Source organism: Streptomyces speibonae, assembly GCF_984686075.1.
Window position 1 is genome coordinate 794650 of sequence record NZ_OZ480260.1, and the last position, 24459, is coordinate 819108.

Genomic DNA, 24459 nt, shown 5'->3' on the forward strand with positions numbered 1-24459 from the left:
TCAAGGCCTCATCGCCGGGGGTTCGACGCCCTGCTGCCGGGGGGCCGTCATCAGGTACGGCCGGACGGATTTGACCAGCATGGCCATCTCGTAGCCGAGCACGGCGGCGTCGGCCTCCCGGCCGGCCATCACGGCCAGGCAGGTGCCGGAGCCGGCGGTGGTGACGAACAGCAGCGTCGAGTCGAGTTCGACGACGACCTGGCGGACGTCGCCGCCGTCGCCGAAGCGGATGCCGGCGCTGCGGCCGAGGGAGTACAGGCCGGAGGCCAGGGCGGCCATGTGGTCGGCGCTGTCCGGGTCGAGGCCGTGCACGGACTTCACCAGCCCGTCGCAGGACAGCAGGACGGCGCTGCTCGTGTGCGGTACGCGTTGCACGAGGCCGCTCATCAGCCAGTCGAGGTCGGATACCTGGGCGGTCGGCGCATCGCTCGCCATGGTGGATCGACTCCTTGGGGTACGAAGGTCTGCGGGAGCGCTGGGCGTGGGGGTGGAAGGGCGGGTGGTCATCCGGCGGGTGCGCTCCCGTCCTGCCGGGCCGTGAGGTCGGTGCGGGGTGCGGCCGCGGACGGCCGCGGGGCGGCGGACGGCTCCTGCTGGGACTCGGCGAGGCTGACGCCCCGCTGGAAGGCCGCCATCAGCTGAGGGTCGTGGCCGGCGACGAACTCGGTGTCCTGGCGGGGTTCCGGTCGGTCGCGCAGTTGCGGTGCGATGTGCTCCTGGGCGCGGCGGCGCGGCAGTTGGGGGCGGCTCATGGTGCCGCGCACCGTGGTGCTGCGCGGGGTGAGGGGCGCGGTGGCGTTGGTGTCGACGGTGGCCCGGTCGCCGGGGCTCACCCCGGGTACGGCCTCGGCGGGATTGGGGCGCACCGAGCGGGCACCGCGCAGGGGCAGGGGCGGGGGGACGGCGCCCTGGTCGGGGGCCGTGGCCGGGGGGCGGGGCTGGGGGACGGCCGGGGTGAGGGACGCGGCGGGCGCGGGCGTGGCGGCGCCGTGGTGCGGGGTGCCCGGACCGTGTGCGGGGGCGGGGGCGGCGGCGGTTACGGCGGGCATGTGACGGGCCGTCGGCACGGCGCCGCTGCCGCTGTCGTGCGGCTGCCGGCCCGCCCCTGTGCCCTGTCCGCCGCCCGCGGCGTCCTGTTCCGTGCCGAGCAGGGACTGCGGCACCACGAGGACGGCCTGGACCCCGCCGTAGATGTTGGTCTGGAGCCGGACCTGGATCCCGTGCCGCTTGGCGAGCTGGGAGACCACGAAGAGCCCGATGCGGCCGTCGGCGAGCAGGCTGGCGACATGCACCTGGTCGGGGTCGGTGAGCAGCGCGTTCATCCGTTCCTGCTCGCCGACCGGCATCCCGAGTCCGCGGTCCTCGACCTCGACGGCGAGCCCGGAGGTGACGAGGTTGGCCCGCAGCAGCACCTGGGTGTGGGGTGCGGAGAACACCGTGGCGTTCTCCACGAGTTCGGCGAGCAGGTGGATGACGTCGGCGACGGCGTGCCCGCGCAGCGTGCCGTCGACCGGGGGCACGAGCTTGACCCGCGAATACTGCTCGACCTCGGCGATCGCCGAGCGGAGCACCTCCGTCATGGAGACGGGGTTGCTCCACTGCCGCCGGGAGACCGCCCCGCCGAGCACGGCGAGGTTCTCGGCGTGGCGGCGGATGCGGGTGGCGAGGTGGTCGACGTGGAAGAGGCCCTTGAGCAGGTCCGGGTCCTCCATCTCGTTCTCGAGCTCGTCGAGGATGGAGATCTCGCGGTGCACCAGGGACTGCAGGCGCCGGGCGAGGTTGACGAACACCTCGAGTTTCTGTTCGCTGCCCGTCTGGCTGGAGAGCTGCGCGGCCTGCACGACGGCGGTGACGGCGCCGTCGTGGGCGCGGGTGAGGTCGGCGGCGAGGAGGTCGAACTCGTCGGCGTCCTCGGGGGCCTGTTCACCGCGCCGGGGGCGCGGGGGCGGGGTCTCGCCGTGACGGAGCGCCTCGACGAGGGCGCGCAGATCGGCCTCGCGCCGGGTGGTGCTCCGGCGCAGGGTGCCGATGCGGTCGGTCACGCTCCGGGCGGCGCGGTCGGCGGCCACGGCGGCGATGACGATGCCGGCGCAGGTCACCGACAGGGCGCCGCCGAGCACGCCCCACAGGGTGGGGCCCGGCCGCACTCCGGTGGAGCGGACGGTGAAGAGCACGGCCGCGCAGGCGCTGAGCGCCACCGCGACGGGCGGCAGCACGGCGAGGCGCAGCAACTGGGGCCGTATCTGGGTCTCGGGCAGCAGGGAAGCGGTCCGCGCGGGCGGCCGTCCGTGCCGTCCGCCCTCGCGCCGCTCCGGCCGGCCCGCCGGGCCGGTCCGGCGGCTGCGGGAGTCGCCGGGGACCGCCCCGCCGCGGTCCGCCGCGCGGGCCACGACCGTGGTGCCGACGGGCGCCGGCGTGTGGATCGTGCCGCGAGCCCCCGCCGGACCGGGGGCGCCGGCCGGGCCCGGGCGCCGGGGCCCCTCGCCCCGCCGACTGACTCGTCCGCCTTGTGGCTGCACGTACCGGTCCCCGCTCCCTGATCCCGATCTCTCCGACGCGGTCCCGCGGCGCGACGCGCCCTGCGGTGTGAGCCGTCGCGCCTTCCGACCGACACTCACCGTAGTCGCCACCGCATCATGTGCGGTGGGCAGTTGACAAACTCATGCGGACAGCATCGCGCTCTGGTATGAGGCGTCGTACGACAGACCGATAACCGTCCAGCATGGCGGATCGAGAGTGGACACCGGGCGATCTACCCTGGTCATAAGCGGTCATCGAGCGTCGGGGCAGGCCGGGGCACCTCCGCCCGCGGCCCCGGTCCGGCACCCCGCCCCGACGGCCGGGACCGGCGCGCCGCGAGGGTCCGGACGTCTGCCGGGCGCCACACCCCTCCGGCCAGAGCGTGACGCTCCGTAGCGGAGAGTGCGAGGGCGCGGTTCCGGTTCGCGTCGGTACACGGGGACCAACTTGACAGCAGGTGGCTCAAGTTTTATCACGTCATGTAGAGCAGGTCACTGCACAGCAGCTCACCGGCAGGAGATCCGGCAGCCAGAGGCAGCACGAGGAGGGTGAACCCGAATGGCGCGTTCAGTCGGCATCGACCTCGGTACGACGAACTCGGTGGTCTCGGTCCTGGAGGGCGGCGAGCCCACCGTCATCACCAACACGGAGGGGACCCGTACGACCCCGTCGGTCGTGGCGTTCGCCAAGAACGGCGAGGTGCTGGTCGGCGAGGTCGCCAAGCGGCAGGCCGTGACGAACGTGGAGCGCACCGCGCGGTCCGTCAAGCGGTACGTGGGCGACCACGACTGGCGGTTCCCGGAGAAGGGCGACATCGACGGCAAGCGGTACACCGCGCAGGAGATCTCCGCGCGGGTGCTGCAGAAGCTGAAGCGGGACGCGGAGTCCTACCTGGGCGAGGACGTGACCGACGCCGTGGTCACGGTCCCCGCCTACTTCGACGACACCCAGCGGCAGGCCACCAAGGAGGCCGGGGAGATCGCCGGCCTGAACGTGCTGCGGATCATCAACGAGCCGACGGCGGCGGCCCTGGCGTACGGACTGGACAAGGAGGAGGACCAGACCGTCCTCGTCTTCGACCTGGGCGGTGGCACCTTCGACGTCTCCCTGCTGGAGATCGGTGAGGGCGTCATCGAGGTGAAGGCCACCAACGGCGACACCCGCCTGGGCGGCGACGACTGGGACGAGCGGATCGTCGATCACCTGGTCAAGCAGTTCAAGAACGGCTACGGCGTCGACCTGTCCAAGGACAAGATGGCCGTGCAGCGGCTGCGCGAGGCGGCGGAGAAGGCCAAGATCGAGCTGTCCAGCTCGACCGAGACGACGATCAACCTGCCCTACATCACCGCCTCGTCCGAGGGCCCGCTGCACCTGGACGAGAAGCTCACCCGCGCCCAGTTCGAGCAGCTGACCGCCGACCTGCTGGAGCGCTGCAAGGCGCCGTTCCACAACGCGGTCAAGGACGCCGGGATCAAGGTGTCCGACATCAACCACGTGATCCTGGTGGGCGGCTCGACGCGGATGCCGGCCGTCACCGAGCTGGTGCGGGAACTGACCGGCAAGGATCCGCACAAGGGCGTGAACCCGGACGAGGTCGTGGCCGTGGGCGCCTCGCTGCAGGCCGGTGTGCTCAAGGGCGAGGTCAAGGACGTCCTGCTGCTCGACGTCACCCCGCTGTCCCTCGGCATCGAGACCAAGGGCGGCATCATGACCAAGCTCATCGAGCGCAACACCACGATCCCGACCCGCCGTTCGGAGATCTTCACCACCGCCGAGGACAACCAGCCCTCGGTGACCGTGCAGGTCTACCAGGGCGAGCGGGAGATCGCGGCCTACAACAAGAAGCTCGGCATGTTCGAGCTGACCGGCATCGCCCCCGCTCCGCGCGGAGTGCCGCAGATCGAGGTGGCCTTCGACATCGACGCCAACGGCATCATGCATGTGTCCGCCAAGGACCTCGCCACGGGCCGGGAGCAGAAGATGACCGTCACCGGCGGTTCGGCACTGCCGAAGGAGGACATCGACCGGATGGTCCGCGAGGCGGAGCAGCACGCCGAGGAGGACCGCAAGCGCCGGGAGGCCGCCGAGACGCGGAACCAGGCCGAGCAGCTCGTCTACTCCACCGAGAAGCTGCTCCAGGACAACGCGGACAACATCCCGGCCGACGCGAAGTCCGAGACCGAGGCGGCGGTCGGCGAGCTGAAGGAGGCGCTGAAGGGCGACGACACGGCGGCCATCCGGCAGGCCGTGGAACGGGCCACGCAGGCGGCGCAGAAGGTCGGCACCGCGATGTACGAGCGGACGCGCGCCGAGAGCGGGCAGAGCACCGGGACCTCTGCGGGGACCTCGGCCGGGACCGGCGACGAGGACGAGGTGGTGGACGCCGAGATCGTCGACGACGACAAGGACGACAGGCGGGAGGCGGGCTGACCGTGGAGCGGGGCGGGCTGTCGGCCGGGGACTCCACCCGGCTGAAGCGTCTGCTGGAGGAGCGCACGGCCGACCTGCAGCGAGTGAAGGCCGAGTACGACAACTACCGCAAGCGGGTGCGCCGGGACCGTATCGCCGTACGGCAGATCGCCGTGGCCAACGTCCTGCGCACCCTCGTGCCCGTCCTGGACGCGGTCGACCGGACCTGCGCGCACGAACCCATGACGCCGGGCCTGAAGGACATCTCCGACACCCTGCGGACGCAGCTGGGGTCCTTGGGGCTCGAGGCGTTCGGGGAGGAGGGGGACGTGTTCGAGCCCGCCTGTCACGAGGCCGTGACGCATCATGTCTCCCCCGGCGCCGAGCGGCTCGTCTGCACGAAGATCCTGCGCTCCGGCTACCGGCTCGGCGACCAGCTGCTGCGTCCGGCCCATGTGGAGGTCACGGGCCCGCCGCCGGCCGCGGCGAACGGCACGGAGGGGTGATGTCGGGGTACGCGCAGGGGCGCGGGGCCGAGGAGGTGAGGGGTTCATGTGGCAGTCGTGCGTCCTGCTGAAGTACGGGGAGCTGATGCTCAAGGGCCGCAACCGGGGCCGCTTCGAGCGACAGCTGGTCGACAACGTGCGCCGTGTCCTGGACGACCTGGACCGCCCGGTCCGGGTGCGGCGCCGCGGCGGGCTGCTGCTGCTCTACTCCCCCGGGCAGGCGGAACTCCCGGCGGGTCTCCTCGAGCGGGTCCGGGATGTGATCGGGGTCAGCGTGGTGCAGCCCGCGCTCCGCGTGGACTCTACGCCCGAGGCCGCCGTCGACGCCGCGCTCCAGGTGGCCCGCGGGGTGCGGCCCGCGGGCCGGGCCGCCCGTTTCGCGGTCCGGGCGCGCCGCCGGCACAAGGGCTTCCCGCTCGGCTCCGCGCAGCTGGCCGCACGGATCGGGGAGCGGGTCGGCGCCGAGCTGGGCTGGTCGGTCGATCTGAGCACCCCCGAGGTGGAGATCGCGGTGGAGGTGGACCTGCACGAGGTCTTCGTGTCCGTGGAGCGGTACCGGGGCCATGACGGTCTGCCGGTGGGCAGCAGCGGGCGGGCGCTGGTCCTGCTCTCCGGCGGCTACGACTCGCCCGTGGCCGCGCACCGCGCCATGCGCCGCGGTCTGGCCTGCGACTTCGTCCACTTCACCGGTGCCCCGCTGACCGGGCCCGCCTCCGCGTACAAGGCGTACGCGCTGGCCCGGCGCCTTGCGCGGTTCCAGGGTCCCTCACGGCTGTGGCTGATCCCGCTGGGGCAGGCCCAGAAGGAGCTGGCCCTGGCCGGTGCCGGTTCCCTGCAGGTGGTGGCCCAGCGGCGGCTGATGGTGCGCGCCGCGGACCGGCTCGCCCGCGAGCACGGCGGGCAGGGCCTGGTCACCGGGGACAGCCTGGGCCAGGTCTCCAGCCAGACCCTGGCCAACCTGGCCACCGTGGAGCAGGCGGCCGAGCTGCCGCTGCTGCGTCCGCTGCTGGCCTGGGACAAGGACGAGATCATGGCCGAGGCGGGCAGGCTGGGCACCGCGGAGATCTCCCGGCTCCCGGACGAGGACTGCTGCACCCTGCTGCTGCCCCGGTCGGTGGCCACCCGCACCACGCCGGGACAGCTCGCCCGGATCGAGCGGCGGCTGGACGTGGACGACATGGTCGACACGCTGCTCACCAAGGCACGGCTGCTGCCCGTGTCCGTCGACCGGCCGTCGCCGGACGCCGGTTCTCCCGCGGACCGGGCCGTGTCGTGACCGGCCGGGCGGGCGACAGCGGCCCGCCCTACGGCGGTCTCACTTTTCGGGCGGTCCGTCGTCCGCCCGGTAACTTCTGCTCCACGTGGCACCACAGCGGCAGCGGGACTGCTCGACCAGTTCGCCGCCCTCACTCACACTGAGGCCGTCCCAGACGCGGACGTGAACGTGTTCACCCATCGCTACTCCTCTTCCGATGGGCGAAATGCTAGGCCGTGCGACGTCGAAATGGACAAGAACAGCTCACATGGTGAGATTTACCTCTTCTCACCTCTTCTTGCGCAGAAAGCGTCGCAGGCGGGTCTCCGGCCAGGTGTTGATCACGTCGTCCTTGGTGAGCCAGCCGCGCTGGGCCGTGCCCACGCCGTAGCACATGTGGGCCAGGTGGACGACGGCATGGGCGTCGCTGTCGACGGCGAACTTCACGCCGTGCTTCCTGGCCCGCAGGATGTCCTCGTCGCGCAGGTCCAGCCGGTCGGGGTGGGCGTTGATCTCCAGCGCGGTGCCGGTGCGGGCGCAGGCGGCGAAGATCACGTCGAGGTCGGCGTCGAGCGGCGGCCGCCTGCCGATCTTCCGGGTGGTGGGGTGGCCGATGATGTTGACGTACGGGTTTTCGCAGGCGCGGACGATCCTGCGGGTCAGCGCCTCGCGGCTCTGGTTGAAGTGCGAGTGCACCGAGGCCACGCACAGGTCGAAGCCGGCCAGGAACTCCTCGGGCCAGTCGACGGCGCCCTCCGGGCCGATGTTCAGCTCCGCTCCGTGCAGCAGCCGCATGCCGCGCCGCTTGCCGCGCCGTGCGTACCGCTCGTCGAGCTCCCGGACGCGTTCGCGCTGGGCCAGCATGCGTGCGTCGGTCATGCGCTGCATGTACAGGTCGGGGCCGTGGTCGGTGACGGCGTAGTAGGCGTAGCCGCGCCCGGCGGCCGCGGCGGCCATCTCCTCCAGCGGGGCCAGACCGTCGGTGAGGTCGGTGTGCGTGTGCAGGTCGCCCCGGATGTCCGACTCCTGGAGCAGGTCTGGCAGCTCGCCGCGCAGTCCGGCCTCGATCTCGCCGCGGTCCTCGCGCAGGGTCGGCGGGATCCAGGGCAGGCCGAGCCGGGCGTACACCTCTTCCTCGGTCTCGGAGACGATCCGCCGGCCGCTCTCGGTGTCGAAGAGCCCGTACTCGGAGAGCTTCAGCTTCTGGCGGACGGCGAGCTCGCGGGTGCGGATGTTGTGCGCCTTGGAGCCGGTGAAGTACTGCATTGCGGCGCCCCAGGACTCCGGCGGTACGACGCGCAGGTCGACGGAGAGGCCCTTGGTGGTGCGGACGGAGGTCTTCTTCTCGCCGTGCGCGATGACCTCCGAGACGTACGGCAGCTCGGTGAACGCCCGCATGACGGGGGCAGCTTCGCCGGCCGCGGCGAGCACGTCGATGTCGCCGATCGTCTCCCGGAAGCGGCGCAGCGACCCGGCGTAGGCGCAGCGCCGGCAGCCGGTCGCCCGGGACAGCGCGGTGACGATGTCGTCGGCCAGGTCCATCGCGGTGTCGAGCAGGACCCGCTCGCCGGAGGACCGCAGGAGCTCGATGCCGTGGAGGATGTTCTGCTCCGTCTTCGGGCCGAAGCCCTTCAGGTCGCGCAGGCGTTCCTGGTGGATGGCGTCGGCCAGTTCCTCGACGGAGGCGATGCCCAGCTCCTCGTACAGGAGGGAGGCCTTCTTCGGGCCCAGTGTGGGGATCCCGGTCAGCCGCCGGACACCGGCCGGGATCTTCGCCCGCAGCTCCTCGACGGCGGACACCCGGCCGCTGTCCAGGTACTCGAGGATCTTCTCGGCGATGGACCTGCCGACGTTGGGGATCTCCTGGAGCCCTTTGGCGTCGAGGGTGGACACGTCGGCGTGGTGGCCGCCCACGGACCGGGCGGCCTTCTCGTAGACGCGTGCCTTGTACGCGTCCCCTCCGGTGATCGATATCAGGTCCGCGTATTCGGAGAACAGCGCGGCCACCTCGTCGTTGGTGCGGGCCATGACTCCCGAGTGGACGGGCCGGGGCCGTTTCATGCCTGCCCGACGCCGTGCGGCGTTTCATGCCTTCATGGCGCGCCCGGGTCCTTTTGCCGATGAGGCAGGCGATACGGGCAAACATCCGCGGCCCGGTCGCACCACGCGAAGAGGACTCCCACCATGGAAAGTGACCGGAAGGAACCAAAGGAACCACCTCGTGGAGGTGAGCCGCGATGACGCTTCCCGTACCCCACCGATCCGGCAGCCTGCTGGAGCGGCCGTTCGCCGGCCTGGGCTGGGGCGAACCCCTCGCCGCCGGGTTCGAAGAACTGTTCGACCACATGAACCGGCTGATGGGCACCGCCGCTCCCGCCGCCATGTCCTGGTCTCCCGCGGCAGACATGCGGGAGACCGACGACGCCTATGTGATCGAGGCGGAACTGCCCGGGATCAAGCGGGACGACATCGACATCGAGATGAGCGAGCGGGGACTGCGCATCACCGGGGAGTACAAGGAGCGCGAACGCGACGGTGTGCTGCGCCGCAGCACGCGCCGCACCGGCCGCTTCGAGTACGAGACCCTCCTGCCCTCCGACGTCAAGGCCGACGAGGTCAGCGCGACCCTGCACGACGGCGTTCTGACCGTCACCGTGCCGAAGGCACAGGCCGCCAAGCCGCGGCACATCGAGATCACCGAGGGCTGACCGGACCCGGTGTGCGGCCGTCGCGCGGCAGGCCCTTCCCCTGATGGGGATCTCCGCCGCCGTGCGACGGCCGACCCGTGGGCACCGGCCGCGGCAATTGCCCCCGCAGCGAGGCAATTCATAATTCCCCCGCGCGCGAATGCTCATTCCCTCGCGAGCCGGGATGTGCGAGTGCGTCCGGCAATGAGCGCCCGAAAGGGCAGCCCGGTATTTACGTGAGGGCACTGCTTGAAAGTCAAGTGTTGACATGTGTGCGATCCGTGACTGATCATCACCAGTGCCTCACACGCCACAAGGCTTTCCGGCGATCCGCAATCGAGCCACCTCTTCTTTTCGGGAGCGGACCACTGAGCAGCACTTCTTCCGTCGTAATCCCCTCACGACCGCTTCCCCGCCTCTCCCATCCCCCTTCCGCGCGTCCTTCTCGGCCCCCTGCCTTCCGGTAATCCCGGACGGCCGTGTCCCTCACCTCCCCCAGTCCCACTCTGACGGGAAGACCAGGTAAGCCGATGCCGCACACACCCACCTCCGCCCCCGCGCCCCGCTCGTACGAGACCCCGGAGCACCGCGCCGAGGCCGCGCCGCCCGACGTCCGGCCGGCCTCCTTCGCCCAGCAACGCCTGTGGTTCCTGGCGCAGTTACCCGGCGCGAGCGCCGCGTACAACGAGACCGTGGCGCTCTCGCTCACCGGCCCGCTCGACCGCCCCGCGCTGGCCAGGGCCCTGGACGTCCTCAGCGACCGCCACGAGACGCTGCGCACGCGGCTGGTGTCCGATGCGGGGAGTGTCCGGCAACTCGTCGACCCGCCCGGCACCGGCTTCGCACTGACCCAGCAGGACCTCAGCGGCCTCGCCGGCCCCGACGCCGTGGTCGGCGCAGTCGCCGCCCTGCAACAGCGGGAAGCGGAACAGGAGTTCGACCTGGAGGCGGGGCCCCTCGGGCGCGGCCGGCTGCTCACGCTGGCCCCCGGGCGACACGCGCTTCTGCTGACGTTCCATCACAGTGTGTACGACGGCGCGTCGATGACCGTCATGATGCGCGAACTCGGCGTGATCTATGCGGCGTTGCTGGCGAAGGAGCCGGTCCCTCTGGCACCGCTCGTCACGCAGTACGCCGACCACGCACAGGCCCAGCGCGAGGCAGTGCTGTCCGGCGCCCTCGCGGACCAGGAACGGTACTGGGAGCGGACGCTGTCGGGGGCGCCGCCCGTGCTGGATCTGCCGACCGACCGGCCGCGTCCCGGGGAGCAGCGGTACGAGGGGGGCCGGGTCGAGTTCACGCTGGACTCGGACGTGGTCCCGGCGCTGCGTGCGCTGGCCCGGAGGCACCGGGCCACCCCGTTCGTGGCGGTGCTGACCGGGTGGAGCATTCTGCTCTCCCGCCTGTCCCGGATGGATGACATCGTTGTCGGCAGTCCGGTGGCGAACCGGCGCGGGTCCGGGGCGGCCGGCCTCATCGGCTTTCTGGTCAACTCGCTTCCCTTGCGCATCGATCTGTCCGGTGCGCCAACCGCCGCGGAGGCGCTCGCCCGTACCCGGTCCGTGGTCCGGGAGGCCCTGGCCCACCAGGATCTGCCCTTCGAGCGGATCGTCGAGCTGGTCAATCCCCCGCGCAGCGCCGCGCACACCCCGCTGTTCCAGACCATGCTGGCCTGGGTCCCGGACCGCCGGGACCTGCTCGACCTGCCCGGCGTCGAGACCCGGCCGCTGCCCATCGCCGACGCCCCGGCCAAGTTCGACCTCGCCCTGTCGGTGACCGAGTCCGAGGGGCGCCTGCACGGCCACCTCGACTACGCGACCGCCCTGTTCGACGACGCCACGGTACGGCGCTGGGCGGAGTACCTGCGCCGCCTGCTGACCGACATGGCCCACCATCCCGACCGCGACATCCGCGACCTGGAACTGATGGCCCCGCAGGAGATACGGCAATTGCTGCGAGCGGGCGACGCGACGACCGACGCGGCGACGGGCGCGGGGGCCTCCGCGCAAACCCGCGCGGTGACCGATCCGCGGGCCGGTGCGGAGGCTGATGCGACGGCCGATGACGCACAGACGCCCACGCTGGCCCACGCCACGACCGAACCACAGACCGCCCCGGAGCCCGACACAGCCGCCGACGCGAAGGCAGACACGAGTACCGAACCACCGGCCCACGCAGTGACCGACGCGCGGGCCGGTACCGGGCCCTTCACCATGGCCGACGCGCAAGCCCACGCAGCCGCCGACGCGAAGACGGGCACGCAGGCCCACACAGCGACCGAACCGCGGGCCGGTACCGCCCCCGGCACCATGGCCGAAGCGCAAGCCCACGCAGCCGCCCACGCGAAGACGGGCACGCAGGCCCACACAGCGACCGAACCGCGGGCCGGTACCGCCCCCGGCACCATGGCCGAAGCGCAAGCCCACGCAGCCGCCCACGCGAAGACGGGCACGCAGGCCCACACAGCGACCGAACCGCGGGCCGGTGCGGAACCCGACGCGCAGGCCCACGCAGTGACCGACACGCGAGCCGGTGCCGTGGCCGACGCGCACGCCGATGCAGTCGCGGGTGGACAGGCACGGCCGCGAACTCACGCAGTGGGCGGCGATGGAAGTGATCCCGTGGGTCTCGCGTTGCGGTCGGCGTCCGGGATCGCCGCGTTGTTCGAGGCTCAGGCGCGGGCGCGTGGGGAGGCCGTGGCCGTGGTGGACGGTGAGCGGTCGCTGGACTACGCGACCGTGGACCGCCGCGCCAACCGGCTGGCGCACGCCCTCGTCGCCCGGTCCGTGCGCCCCGGGGACGTGGTGGGCCTGCACGCCGGACGGTCGTGCGACCTCGTGGTCGGCATCCTGGGCATCCTCAAGGCGGGCGCCGCCTACCTCCCGCTCGACCCCGGCCAGCCCCTCCTGCGGCTCGCTGGCATGGTCGCGGACGCCGCCTGTCCCGTCGTACTGAGCGACCAGGGCGAGGAGGCGGACCGGCCCGAGGGCTGGCTCCCGCTCGCCGCCGTCGAGGCCGAGGGGCCGACCGGCGAGCGCCCGCCCTCCGGCACCGACCGGGCCCCGGACCGCATCGCGTACGTGATCTTCACCTCCGGTTCCACGGGCCGGCCCAAGGGCGTCGCGGTGGAACACCGCAGTGTCCTCAACCTCTTCGCCGCCTGGCACGACCGCATGGGCACGGCCCCCGGCGAGGCCGGTTCCGCCTGGTCCAGCATCGGCTTCGACGCCTCCATCCACGAACTGCTGCTCCCCCTGACCACCGGCGGTGTCCTGCACCTCGTTCCGGAGGAGCTGCGCGGCGACCCGGAGCACCTGCTGGCGTGGCTTCGGGAGCGCCGGGTGATCCAGGCGTTCCTGCCGCCGGCCTACGTCAAGTGGATCGACGAGGACCCCGCCGCACGGCTGCGCGGGCTGGCGCTGCGCAAACTGCTCACCGGGGTGGAGTCGCTCACCGAGGCCGCCCTGCACCGGATGTCCGAGCACCTGCCCGGCCTGCGGATCTGCTTCGGATACGGGCCCACCGAGGCGACGCTGTACAGCACCGCCTACTACACGCCGCGTCCGCTGGAGCGCCCCTGCCCCATCGGCCGCCCGCTCCCCGGCACCCGTCTGTATCTGCTCGATGACCGGATGCGTCCCGTGCCGCCGGGCGTGGTCGGAGAGGTGTACCTCGGCGGGGCCGGTCTCGCCCGCGGCTACCTGGGCCGCCCCGACCTCACCGAGGAGCGGTTCCTGCCGGACCCGTTCGTGCCCGGCGAGCGGATCTACCGCACCGGCGACCTGGCCAGGCGCCGGCCGGACGGCGAGGCGGTCTACGCCGGACGCGCGGACGACCAGGTCAAGCTGCGCGGCTTCCGCATCGAACCGGCGGAGATCGAGGCGGCGTTCATGGCACTGCCCGGGGTCCGGGAGGCCGTGGTCCTGGCCGACCGGGACGCCGCGGGCCAGGTCCGTCTCGTCGCCGGGGTCGGCCGGGGCACGGCACCGGCCCGTGTCGGCGGCGACTGGCGCGCCACGCTCTCCCACCGGCTGCCCGACTACATGGTCCCCTCCGTCGTGGTCGACCTCGAGGCCCTGCCGCTCAACCGCAGCGGCAAGGTCGACCGTGCCGCCCTGCTGGCGCTGGCCCGCGAACAGACCTCCCGGCAGGTCAACACCGCCAGCCCGCGCGACCACGTCGAGCACACCCTGTACCGGATCTGGCGCAGCATCCTGCTCCGCCCGGACATAGGCGTGGGCGACGACTTCTTCGAGGCCGGCGGGACGTCCCTGTCGGCGATCAAGATGGCCCACGCCGTCACGGAGGAGTTCGGGCGGCATCTGCCGGTGGCCGAGGTCGTGACGCGGCCCACGATCGAGGCGCTCGCGGCGCTGCTGCGCGAGGACACCGCCGACGCCACCCCGGGCAGTCTCATCGAGTTCCGGCGCGGTGCGGGGCCGCGGGTGGTCTGCGTCCATCCGGCCGGGGGCACCGCCTTCTGCTACCTGCCGCTGGCCGAGCATCTGCCCGCCGACGCGGGGCTCCACGGGATCCAGTCGCCGGGCGTGAACCCCGGCGAGGACGTCCTGCCCACGGTGGAGGCGATGGCGGAGGAGTATCTGCGCCTCCTCGGGCCGATGGACGACGGCCCCGTGGTGCTGACCGGCCTGTCCTACGGGGGGCTGGTCGCCCACCGGATGGGGGAGATCCTCGGCCGGGCCGGACGCCGTGACGTCAGCGTCGTCCTCCTCGACACCCAGGCCACCGACGACGCCGCGGCCCGTGCGGCGATCTCCTCGGTCGACGAGGCGGAGTTCCGCGACAAGCTTGTGAGGTTCAACGGGATGTACCCCGGCATCAGTGACGCGCAGATCGAGCGCTACTTGCGGCTGTACAACCACAACCGGTCGACGGCCCGGGAGTACCTGCCCGCCCCCTCCCCCACCCGCCTGGTCCTCGCCCAGGCGGTGCCGGACGGTGCGGACACGCCGTTCCACGCCGAGGTCCGCGCCTTCTGGCGGCGCCGCGCCGAGGGCGACTTCCGGGTCGAGACCCTCGCCTGTGACCACTGGGAGATCCTCGAAGGCGCCGAGGCGGTCCGGGTCGGCGCCCTGCTGACGGCGGAACTGGCCCACCACGGCCACCGGCCCGCGCCGGCGCCCGCCGGCGCCCTCCCCGTGGCGGGGGCACGATGAACACCGACGTCGCCGCCGCTTCCCACGGCGCCTCCCCCGCCCGGCCGGTCTCCGCTCTCGCCGACGCGGTGCTGGCAAGGGCCCAAAGCGCCCCGTCCGCGCTCGCCGTCGAGGACGGAGCACACCGCCTCGACCACGCCGGCCTCGACCGTCTCAGCGGCCGGGTGGCCGCGCGGCTGCGGGCCCTCGGGGTGGGCCCGGGGCAGGCCGTCGCCGTCTGCGTGCCGCGCTCGTGGCGGCTGGTCTGCGTGATGCTCGGCATCCGCCGCGCGGGCGCCACCGTCGTTCCCCTGGACCGGCTCAGCCCGTCCGGCCGACAGCGGCACATCCTCGACGACTCGGGGGCCGTCGCCGTCGTCGCACACGACGAACTCCCGGACATGGGCGAGGAGTTACCAGTCCTCGACGCCGACCTGCTCCTGCGCGACGAGGAACCGGACGCGGCGCGGTGGGCCCGTACCGTCCCGGACGCGGCGGCGCCCGCGGACACCGGGACCGGTTTCGTCTTCTACACCTCCGGCAGCACGGGCCGCCCCAAGGGCGTCGAGGTCACCGACGCGGGCGTACTGCGCCTGGCCCGGCCCGGCTACATCTCCCTGCCGCCCGGCGCCCGCTACGGCTGCCTGTCCAACCCGGCCTTCGACGCCCTCAGTTTCGAGGTCTGGGTGCCGTTGCTGACCGGCGGTGTCTGCGTGATCCTCGACGACGAGCAGGTGCACAGCCCGCACCGGCTCGCCGAGGTGCTCACGGAGCGGCGCGTCGACACCCTGTTCATCACGGTCGCGTTGTTCAACACGGTCGTCGAGAAGGTGCCCGACTGCTTCGCCACGGTCTCCCGGGTCCTCGTCGGCGGCGAGCAGCTCGACGCGCGGCTGATCCGCCGGTGGTACGGGAGCAACACCGCCTCGCGCACCGTCCTGCACAACGTGTACGGGCCGACGGAGGCGACCACGTTCGCCCTCTGCCATCCGATCCCCCGGGACTTCGCGGGCGCCACCGTGCCCCTCGGCACCCCGCTGCCCGGCACACGCATCCGGCTGCGCACCGAGGACGGACGCACAGCGGAGCCGGACGAGGTCGCCGAACTGCTCCTCGCCGGGCCCGCGTTGGCCCGGGGCTACCGCAACCTGCCCGAACAGACCGCGCGGAGCTTCGTCACACTCCCGGGCCCGCAGGGCGGCGAGGGCGGCGAGGGCGGCGAGGGCGGCGAGGAGCGCTGGTACCGCACGGGCGACCTCGTGCGCCAGGACTCCGAGGGCCGGGTGGCCTACGTCGGCCGGGCGGACCGCCAGGTGAAGGTGCGGGGCTTCCGCATCGAGCCCGGGGAGGTGGAGCGCTGCGTCCTCGCCCACCCGTCCGTGCGCCAGGCGTACGTGTGCACCCGACGCGACGAGGCCGGCCGCAACGAACTGCTCGCCTTCGTCGTCCCCGGCGGCGATCCCGGCGACCTGTCCTTCGACGCCTACGACCGCCACCTCACGGCCGGGCTGCCCCCGTACATGCGGCCCCACCGCACCCATCTCGTACCGGAACTGCCGCTCACCCCCAACGGCAAGGTCGACCGGGACGCGCTGCTGCGCGACGCCCCGCCGCCGTGGCGGCGCCCGTACGACGGCGAGGCGCGCGTCAGCGACGAGCAGCGGCCCGTGCTCGAGCTCGCCGAGAGCATCCTCGGGGTGGCCGGACTGCGCCCCGACGACCGGTGGATACCGCATGGCGGCGACTCCCTGAAGGCGCTGCGCTTCCGCTTCGAGGTCATGCGGCGTTTCCGCGCCGACCTGCCGCAGGGCCTGGTGCTCACCGCCGACTTCGCCGCACTCGCCGAGGCCGTGCACGCCCGGGGCAGCGGAGCCGGCGAGCATCCGCCCGTGCCCGCCGCCGGTTCCGGCGGGCCGGCCGCGCCGGCCACCCGGGAGCAGGAACGCCTCTGGTTCGTGCACCAGCGCGACCCCGAGGACCGCGCCTACGACGTACCGCTCGTGTTCCGTGTCCGGGGCGCGGTCGACCGGGCGGCCCTGCGCGAGGCGGTGCGGGCGCTGGTGGAGCGGCACCCCGCCCTGCGGACGCGGCTGGTCCCCACCCCGCACGGACTGCGTCAGCGGGCGGGCGACCCGTACGACCCCTGGGTGCCGCTCGACGGCGGCGAGGACGTGGACGCGCGGGACCTCGACGGCTGCGCGGACGAAGGGTGGCGGGAGCTCGCCGACCGGTTCTTCGGCCACCGCTTCGACCTCACGGACACCCGTATGCTGCGCGCCGCGTGGGTGGGCGGTCCGGACGCGGGGGTGCTCCTGCTGCACCTGCACCACGTCGCCGTGGACGGCTGGTCGCTCAACCTCCTCTTCCGCGACCTCGGCGACGCCTACTCCGCCGCGCTGCGGGGCGAGCCGGGCGGGTCCGGCACCACGTCCGCGTGCACCCCTCTGGACTTCGCGCGGTGGCAGCGGGAGTGGCAGGCGAGCGCCGCGTACGGACGGCGACGGGCCCGGCTCGGCGAGCGCTACGGCCGTGACGGCGGCCCCTCCCCCGCCCTGCCCGCCCCGGAGACGGCGACCGGCCGGCCCCGGGCCGGGCTGCTGCGGACCTCCCTCGACCTGGTCCGCCGGGCCGCCCTGGACCGGCTCGCCGCCGAACGCGGGCTGACGCGCTTCCAGTTGCTGGTGTCCGCGTTCGCCACGAGCCTGTACGGCGTGACCGGGCAGGACCGTCCGCTCGTGGCGTCACCGGTCTCCGGGCGGCCGCGGCCCGAATTCGCCGACGCCGTCGGCATGTTCGCCAACACCGTCCTGCTGGAGCTCGAGTTGCGCCCCCACGACGCCCTGGCCATCCAGCTCGCGTCACACGCGGAGACCGTCCGGGACGTCCTGGAGGACCAGGAGGTGGCCCTGGCCGACCTGCTGGCCGATCCGGTGCTGCGCGAGCGCACCCCTCTCTTCGACTATCTCTTCGTCCTGGAGAACACGGACTTCTCCGCGCTGCTGCTGGACGGCTGCGAGGTACGGCCCGTATGGCCCGAGCCGCTCGGCGCCAAGTGCGCGCTCACCCTGTCCGTCGTCGAGCACGAGTCCGGGTTCGACTGCCTGTGGGAGTACCGCGACGACTTCGGCGCCGAGCGCGCGCGGGCGGCGGCGCGGCTGTTCCGCCGGTGCCTGGACCACGTGACCGACGGCGACGACGTCACCGTGCGCGAACTGATCGCCGGCCACCGCCGCGCCCTGCCCGACACCGGCCGGGGCGAGGCGCTCGTCCCCGACTTCCCGACCGTCGCCGACGGCTTCGCCCGGCAAGTGACCGCCACCCCCGACGCCCCGGCCCTCACGGACGGCGCTACGACCCTCACCTACGCCGAACTCGACGCGCGGGCCCACGCGTTGGCGGCCGAGTTGGGCGCCCGCCATCCGCTGCCGGACGATCCAGCCGCACCGGCGTCCGTGGCGCTGTACCTCCAGCCTTCCGTCGAACACGTCGTGGCGCTGCTGGCCGCCGCCCGGCTGGGCGTGACCGTCGTCCCCCTCGACCCGGCCTATCCGCCGGCGCTGCTGCGGCACGTGCTCGGGCAGGCGGCCCCCCTGTGCGTACTGGTGTCCCGTCAGGATCTCGATGTCCTGGCCGCCTTCGCACCGCCGTCGCTCCCCCGCCACGTCGTCACCCTCGCCGACCTGTCCACCGACGCGTCGTCCTCCGTGCCGGTACCGTCCGCGCACGCCGGGGCGCGCCCGCTGTACACGCTGTTCACCTCGGGCTCCACCGGCGTCCCCAAGGGCGTCCAGGTGCCCGACCGGACCCTGTGCAATCTGCTGACCTGGCAGCGCGTCGCGGGCGGACTGGACCGGCCGGCCCGCACCCAGCAGTTCTCGATGCTCTCCTTCGACGTCTCCTTCCAGGAGATCTTCACCACGCTGTGCTCCGGTGGCCTGCTGCACCTGGTCGACCCCGCCTGGCGGCACGACCCGCCCGCCCTGCTCGACCAGTTGGAGGCAGCGGCGGTGGAGCGTGTCTTCCTGCCGTACGTGGCGCTCCAGTTGCTCGCCGAACACGGTGTCCGCTCCGGGCGGTACCCGTCGCGGCTGCGTGATGTCGTCACCGCGGGCGAGCAGTTGGTGTGCACCGACGCGATCCGCCGCTGGTTCGCGGGACTGCCGGGTGCGCGGCTGTTCAACCACTACGGTCCCACCGAGACGCATGTCGTCAGCGCCCTGTGTCTGGAGGGCGACCCGGCCGGCTGGCCGCTGCGTCCCGCCATCGGGCGGCCCGTGGCGGGCGCGGTGCTGCGGGTGGTGGACGACACCGGCCTCCCCGTCGCGCCGGGAGCCACCGGAGAGCTGCTGATCGGCGGGCCCATGGCGGGGCGCTGCTATCTCGGTGACCAGGCCGCGCACCGCGAACGCTTCGTCGACGACCCCGAGGTGGGCGTGCTGTACCGGACGGGCGACCTCGCCCGCTTCGACGCGCGGGGCCTGCTCCACTACGCGGGGCGGGACGACGCCCAGATCAAACTCGCCGGTCACCGGCTGGAGCTGGGACAGGTGGAGGCGGCGCTCCTGCAGTACCCGGGCGTGGTCAACGCGGTGGCGGCGGTGGCGGACGGCCGTCTGGTCGCCGCGCTGGAGTGCCGGGGCGAGGACCCCGACCCGGCCGGGCTCACGGAGCACCTGGCGGCGCTGCTGCCCGCGCACGTACGCGTCGCCCGCTTCCGCCGCGTGACCGCGCTGCCGCGCACCCCGAGCGGCAAGCTGGACCGGCGCGCGACGCTCACCGCCCCCGGGCACGAGCTGCGCCGGGGACAAGCGGCCGACGCCGGCCCGTCACCGCTGGAGGAGCGGCTGACGGCGCTGTTCGAGGAGGTCACGGGCACACCGATCGGCGTACGCCAGCGCTACTTCGACGCGGGCGCCACCAGCCTGGACCTCATGCGCTTCCAGCTCGCCTGCGCCGGCGAGAACGGCCTCTCCTTCGCCGTACCGGACCTCTTCGAACACGTCACACCCCGGGCCCTCGCCCGCTTCCTGGAGGGACGGGGCGGAGGGGAGGAGACGACGGCGGATCCGGAGGAGAGAGCGGGCGGCGCCCCGCCGGGCCGGGCGACGGGAGTGGCCGCACCCGACCGGGACGGCGGCCCGCACCGCCCCGGCCGGAACGCAGGCCCGGCGGCAGTGACGACGCCCGGCGGGAAGACCGACGGAGCGCTGCCGGGCCGCGGGACGGGCACGACGGCGCGGGACCGGGTCAGCGGCGCGATCCCGCCGGGGCGGGACACCGGCGTCGCACGACCCGCCCCGGAGGCGGACGTGGTCCGGGCGGGCCCGGAGGCCGCCGGCGAGCCCGTCGCCGTCGTCGGTATGGCCGTGCGGCTGCCGGGTGCGCGCGATCTGGGTGCCTTCTGGGAGCTGGTGGCCGCCGGACGCCGGGGGATCGAGCACTTCCCCGCGGCGGACGGCCGGGTCGGTGCCCGGAGCCAGATGGAGGGGCTCCTCGCCTTCGACCCGGGGCGCTTCGCCCTCAGCCCGGGCGAGGCGCGACTCATGGACCCGCAACAGCGCCACCTGCTGATGAGCTGCGCCGAGGCGCTCGCCCACGCTGGCATCGGCGATCCGGCCGGCCGGGAGGTGGGGCTGATCGCGGCGTGCGGGGAGAACACCTACTTCCAGAACATGCTGCGCGAGGGCGACCCGGACGCGCTGCCCGACGCCTTCCGGCTGGCCCTGCACCACGAGAAGGACTTCCTCGCCACCAAGGCGGCCTACCACCTGGGGCTGACCGGCCCCGCGTTCACCGTGCAGTCGGCGTGCTCCAGTTCGCTCGTCGGCGTGCACCTCGCGGCCGGGCTGCTGCGCCAGGGCGACGCCGAGGTCATGCTCGTCGGCGGGGTCCTCGTCGACACCGAGCTGACCGGCGGCTACACCTACCGGCCGCAGCACATCTTCTCCCCCGACGGGCACTGCCGTCCGTTCAGCGCGGACGCCGCGGGCACCGTCGGGGCGAGCGGCACCGGTGTGGTCGTCCTCAAACCCCTCGCGGCCGCCCGCCGGGACGGCGACACGGTGTACGCGGTCGTCACGGGCTCCGGCATCAACAACGACGGCGCGGACAAGCTCGGTTACAGCGCGCCCGCCCGCTCCGGCCAGCGGGCCGCGATCCGGGCCGCCCTGCGCCGCGGCGGCCGCAGGGGAACCGACGTCGGCTATGTGGAGGCGCACGGCACGGGCACCGCCCTGGGCGACCCGGTGGAGGCCGCCGCGCTGCGCGACGCGTACGGCCTGGCGGACGACGCCGGCGTGGCGCTGTCGTCCGTGAAGAGCCAGATCGGGCATCTGGGCGCCGCCGCGGGCGTCGTCGGCATGGTCCGTGCCGTGCTCGCCGTCCACCACGGGGTGATCCCGCCCACCGTGGACTTCGACCGCCTCAATCCGGAGATCGACGCGGGGCCGTTCCGGGTGCCGGTGACCGCCGAGCCCTGGCCCGGTGACGTGCCCCGGGTGGCCGCCGTCAGCAGTTTCGGGATCGGCGGGACCAACGCCCACCTGCTCGTGGAGCACCCCGCCGAGCGGGAGTCCGGCCCGGCGCCCGGCACCGCCGCGCCCGCCGCTGTGCCGTGTGTGGTGCTCTCCGCGAGCGGCGAGGCCGCGCTGCGCGCCGACGGCCGCCGCATCGCGGACTACCTGGACGCGCACCCCGCCTCCTACCCGCAGGTGCTGAGGCACCTTCAGGCCGGGCGCCCGGCGCTCGGTCACCGCGCGGCGGCGGTGTGCCCGGACGCCGCGTCCGCCTCGGCGTGGCTGCGCGCGCCCGCGCCGGTCGCCGCTCCGGGCACCGTCCGGGCCGGTGCGGAGGAGGTGCCGGTGCGCAGCGGTGACCCGCACCAGCTCGCGGAGGCGTGGACGGCCGGCCGCACCGTCGCCTGGCCCGAGGGACCGGCCTGCGCCCCCTGGGACTTCCCGCCGCCCGCCTTCGACCTGTCCGAGTACGACTTCCCGCGCGCCCCCGGCCGCGACGTGCCCGATCCCCCTCCGGCTGCCGGGGACGCGGGCCCGCCGTCGCGGCGGCTGCCCGCCGGCCAGTGGCTGCACCAGCCGCAGTGGACCCGGTTGCGCATGGCCCGTGCCGGCGCCCCCTCGGGACCGGACGCCGCCGGGCGTACCGCCGTCGTCGTCACCGAGGACGCCGGCGGGACCGGCGCGGACGCCTGGCGGTTCCTGGAGGACCACTACGCCCGGGTGGTGCGGGTGCGCCCCGGGACGGCGCTCGGCCGGCTCGCCGACGACCGTTACGAGGCCGCCCCCGACGACGCGGCCCAGCTCGGGGCCCTGCTCGCCCTCGTCGGCGCCGGTGCCGCCCCCACGGACGGCGGGCCCGGCCGCGTCGACTGGCTGCACGCGCTGCCGCTGGCCCTGGACGGCCGGACCGACGACGACGCGCTGGAGGACGCCCAGCGCGTCTGCCTCGACGCGGTGGCCGCGCTGGGCAAGGCCCTCGCCGGCCTGCCGGAGGCCTCCAGGCCCCGGGTGTGGCTGCTGTCGCAGCGGGCACAACCCGTCACCGGCGCCGTCGGCACCCCCCTGGCCGGTCTGCTCGCCGGGGGCATCGAGACACCCCGTCAGGAACTGGGGGTGGCCCCGCGCTGGATCGACCTGCCCGGCCCCGACCCGGCGGACTGGGCACCGTACCTGCCGGGACTGCTGCGCGACGACACGCTCGCCCCGCGCGTGGTGGCCCTGCGCGACGGCTACTGGTGGCAGCGCACCGTCCAGCCGGTCCCGGCGCCCGCGTTCCCGGCCGCCACCGACCGGGTGGCGGAGCCGGGTACGCATCTGGTCCTCGGCGGGACCGGAGGCATCGGTGCCACCCTGGCCGCCCGGCTGCTGGCGGACCCCGCCAACCGCGTGGTCCTGCTCGCCCGCGGCACCGAGGTCCCGGAGCAGCTGCGGCCGTACGGGGACCGTGTGACGCCCGTCGGCGCCGACCTCGCCGCGGAGGACCTGGACGCGATCGCCGGGCGGCTCGCCCCGCACCTCGACGGACTCGCCGGTGTCGTGCACGCGGCGGGCACGGCCGCGGGCGGGCTCCTCGCCGGGCGGGTGCCCGCCACCGCCCGCCGCGTCACCGCGGCCAAGCTGCGCGGTGCCCTGCTCGTCGAACGGCTCGCGGCCCGCCACGCCCCCGCGTACGTGGCGTACTGCTCGTCGATGGCGGCCCACCACGGCGGGGTCGGGCAGTTCGACTACGCGGCGGCCAACGCCTGCCTGGACGCCTTCGCCCACCACGCGCCCCCGGAGGGCGGCGGGGCGGGTGTCCGGCTGAGCGTCGGCTGGGACATCTGGGGCGAGGTCGGCATGGCGCGGCGGGCGCCGGCCGGTGACACCCGCCACCAGGAGCACCTGAAGGTGGCGCTCACCCCCGAGGACGGCGCGGCGGTCTTCGCGCACGCTCTGAACCTGCGCCTGCCGCATCTGATGGTCAGTACGACACCCCTGCCGCAGGCCCGGTTCTTCTACGAGGCGAGTCCCGTCGCCCACCGGCCCCGGCCGGAGGGAGCGGTGACGGAGGGCGCGAGGGAGACCGCGGCGGAGGGCGCCCTGGCGGCCGGCCTCACCGAGGTCCTGTGCGCACTGCTCGGCGTCGGCACCCTCGACCCCGACGCCCCCCTGTACGACCTGGGGGCCGACTCGCTGACCCTGCTGGAACTGCTGGAGGAGGTGAAACGCCGGCACGGCACCGATCTCGACCTCGCCGCTCTCGGCCACCGCGTGACGCTCACGGACATCCTGGCGAAGCTGGACGGCGGCGCCCGCCGGCCCGCCCAGGCGGGCGCCGAGGCGGAGGTCGAGGTCTGGCAGCGCGGCACCGGCGGGGACGTGGTGTGCCTGGTCCATCCGGTCGGCGGCGACATCCAGGCGTACCGGCCGCTGGTCTCGGCCCTGCCCGGTGAGCTGACGGTCTGTCTGGTCCCCGACCCGGCGCTGCGCGACCCGCGGCAGCCCGCCCGGTCGATCGCCGACCGGGCCGCCGGGTATCTGCGGGCCGTGCGGGCCGCGTTCCCCGGCTCAGGGCCCCGGCTGCGGCTGGCGGGCTGGTCGTTCGGGGCGTGGACCGCGCTGTCGATGGCGGCCCTCGCCGAACAGGACGGGCGGCCCGCGGCGGGCCTGTACCTGCTCGACCCTCCGCCGCCCGGTGCCGGAGCGGAGTTCGCCGTGTACGACCGGGCGCAGGTGGACGAGGTCTTCGCCCGTGAGCTGGGCGGCAACCGGGCCGGCGGCGCGAACGGTGCGGGCCGCGCGTACGCCGAGCGCCTCGCCCGCTGCTGCCGCGCCAACCTGGCCGCCATGGCCGAGCACCGGCTGCCGCGGATCACCACGACACCCACCACGGTGTGGCTCGCCGAACGCCCGGTGGACGGCTCGGTGCTCGCCCCGTGTCCGACACCGCCGGGCGCCTGGGACGCGCACCTGCCCCGCACTACGCGGGTGCACCGGGTCGACGCCGACCACTACGGCCTCGTCGCCGCGCCGCACGCGCGGGACGTCGCCGCCGTACTCGCCGCCGGCCCGCGCCCACGGCAGCCCTGAGGAGGCACCCCGCCCGCCATGGCAGCACACCCCTGTACGCGCCTGCCCGCACGCTCCCTCCGGCGCAGCGCGGTCGCCCCCGCACACCGCGGGCGGAGAGGAGCACTCCTGTGACGACGCCCCGCTCGACCACCACGGCCCCCGCCCGATTCCTCCTGCTCGGTGACTCCCACGCGGTCTGCGCCGGACAGGCCGCGCGGGCCGCCGAACTGCCCTTCGCGGGCGGGCCGGCCGGCTCGGGCAGGGTCCTGCACAGCGCGCTCCTGTCGACCCTGGCGGCGACTCGCCCTCTACGAGCACACGGCCGCGCTCGGTCTGCGGGTGGTGGCGGTCGTGCCGCCG

The 24459-nt window shown here is 74.0% G+C and carries 10 protein-coding genes; 6 read left to right on the plus strand and 4 right to left on the minus strand.

The window, feature by feature from the left end; all coding sequences use genetic code 11:
• Window positions 1–435: a roadblock/LC7 domain-containing protein gene (locus AC5L3C_RS03320; RefSeq protein WP_125502387.1), complete on the minus strand. Its 435-nt coding sequence runs from the start codon at window positions 433–435 to the stop codon at window positions 1–3.
• 68 nt (window positions 436–503) lie between these two features.
• Window positions 504–2390, minus strand: coding sequence for a sensor histidine kinase (locus AC5L3C_RS03325; RefSeq protein ID WP_493646772.1), 1887 nt, complete (start codon window positions 2388–2390; stop codon window positions 504–506).
• Between the two features lie 688 nt (window positions 2391–3078).
• Between AC5L3C_RS03325 and dnaK the strand changes: the two genes are divergently transcribed.
• The 3 genes from dnaK to thiI are packed head-to-tail and all read left to right on the plus strand — an operon-like array spanning window position 3079 to window position 6711.
• Window positions 3079–4950: a molecular chaperone DnaK gene (gene dnaK, locus AC5L3C_RS03330; protein ID WP_493646774.1), complete on the plus strand. Its 1872-nt coding sequence runs from the start codon at window positions 3079–3081 to the stop codon at window positions 4948–4950.
• Between the two features lie 2 nt (window positions 4951–4952).
• On the plus strand, window positions 4953–5435 hold the full coding sequence (gene grpE / locus AC5L3C_RS03335; RefSeq protein ID WP_240661091.1) for a nucleotide exchange factor GrpE: 483 nt from the start codon (window positions 4953–4955) through the stop codon (window positions 5433–5435).
• Window positions 5436–5481: 46 nt separating this feature from the next.
• On the plus strand, window positions 5482–6711 hold the full coding sequence (gene thiI, locus AC5L3C_RS03340) for a tRNA uracil 4-sulfurtransferase ThiI (protein ID WP_493646775.1): 1230 nt from the start codon (window positions 5482–5484) through the stop codon (window positions 6709–6711).
• A gap of 39 nt (window positions 6712–6750) precedes the next feature.
• On the opposite strand, the gene AC5L3C_RS03345 is transcribed toward thiI, so the two are convergent.
• Both AC5L3C_RS03345 and polX read right to left on the minus strand, forming a co-directional pair.
• On the minus strand, window positions 6751–6891 hold the full coding sequence (locus AC5L3C_RS03345) for a hypothetical protein (protein ID WP_493646777.1): 141 nt from the start codon (window positions 6889–6891) through the stop codon (window positions 6751–6753).
• Window positions 6892–6978: 87 nt separating this feature from the next.
• Window positions 6979–8718 carry a DNA polymerase/3'-5' exonuclease PolX gene (polX, locus tag AC5L3C_RS03350; RefSeq protein WP_493646779.1) on the minus strand — a complete coding sequence of 580 codons (1740 nt, stop codon included), beginning with the start codon at window positions 8716–8718 and terminating at the stop codon, window positions 6979–6981.
• A gap of 209 nt (window positions 8719–8927) precedes the next feature.
• Here polX and AC5L3C_RS03355 point away from each other — a divergent pair, with 209 nt between their 5' ends.
• The 3 genes from AC5L3C_RS03355 (at window position 8928) to AC5L3C_RS03365 (ending at window position 24117) form a co-directional block, all read left to right on the plus strand.
• On the plus strand, window positions 8928–9398 hold the full coding sequence (locus tag AC5L3C_RS03355; RefSeq protein WP_493646780.1) for an Hsp20/alpha crystallin family protein: 471 nt from the start codon (window positions 8928–8930) through the stop codon (window positions 9396–9398).
• A gap of 509 nt (window positions 9399–9907) precedes the next feature.
• Window positions 9908–14554, plus strand: coding sequence for an amino acid adenylation domain-containing protein (locus AC5L3C_RS03360; RefSeq protein WP_493646782.1), 4647 nt, complete (start codon window positions 9908–9910; stop codon window positions 14552–14554).
• Window positions 14551–24117 carry an amino acid adenylation domain-containing protein gene (locus tag AC5L3C_RS03365; RefSeq protein ID WP_493646784.1) on the plus strand — a complete coding sequence of 3189 codons (9567 nt, stop codon included), beginning with the start codon at window positions 14551–14553 and terminating at the stop codon, window positions 24115–24117. The genes AC5L3C_RS03360 and AC5L3C_RS03365 overlap by 4 nt, the downstream gene beginning before the upstream one ends.
• Window positions 24118–24459 lie beyond the last annotated feature (342 nt).

Excerpts from the sequence above, each read along its gene's own strand:
- AC5L3C_RS03320 (WP_125502387.1), bottom strand. The coding sequence starts at position 435 with ATGGCGAGCGATGCGCCGACCGCCCAGGTATCCGACCTCGACTGGCTG.
- AC5L3C_RS03355 (WP_493646780.1), top strand. The coding sequence starts at position 8,928 with ATGACGCTTCCCGTACCCCACCGATCCGGCAGCCTGCTGGAGCGGCCG.
- thiI (WP_493646775.1), top strand. The coding sequence starts at position 5,482 with ATGTGGCAGTCGTGCGTCCTGCTGAAGTACGGGGAGCTGATGCTCAAG.
- dnaK (WP_493646774.1), top strand. The coding sequence starts at position 3,079 with ATGGCGCGTTCAGTCGGCATCGACCTCGGTACGACGAACTCGGTGGTC.
- AC5L3C_RS03360 (WP_493646782.1), top strand. The coding sequence starts at position 9,908 with ATGCCGCACACACCCACCTCCGCCCCCGCGCCCCGCTCGTACGAGACC.
- AC5L3C_RS03365 (WP_493646784.1), top strand. The coding sequence starts at position 14,551 with ATGAACACCGACGTCGCCGCCGCTTCCCACGGCGCCTCCCCCGCCCGG.
- AC5L3C_RS03345 (WP_493646777.1), bottom strand. The coding sequence starts at position 6,891 with ATGGGTGAACACGTTCACGTCCGCGTCTGGGACGGCCTCAGTGTGAGT.
- polX (WP_493646779.1), bottom strand. The coding sequence starts at position 8,718 with ATGGCCCGCACCAACGACGAGGTGGCCGCGCTGTTCTCCGAATACGCG.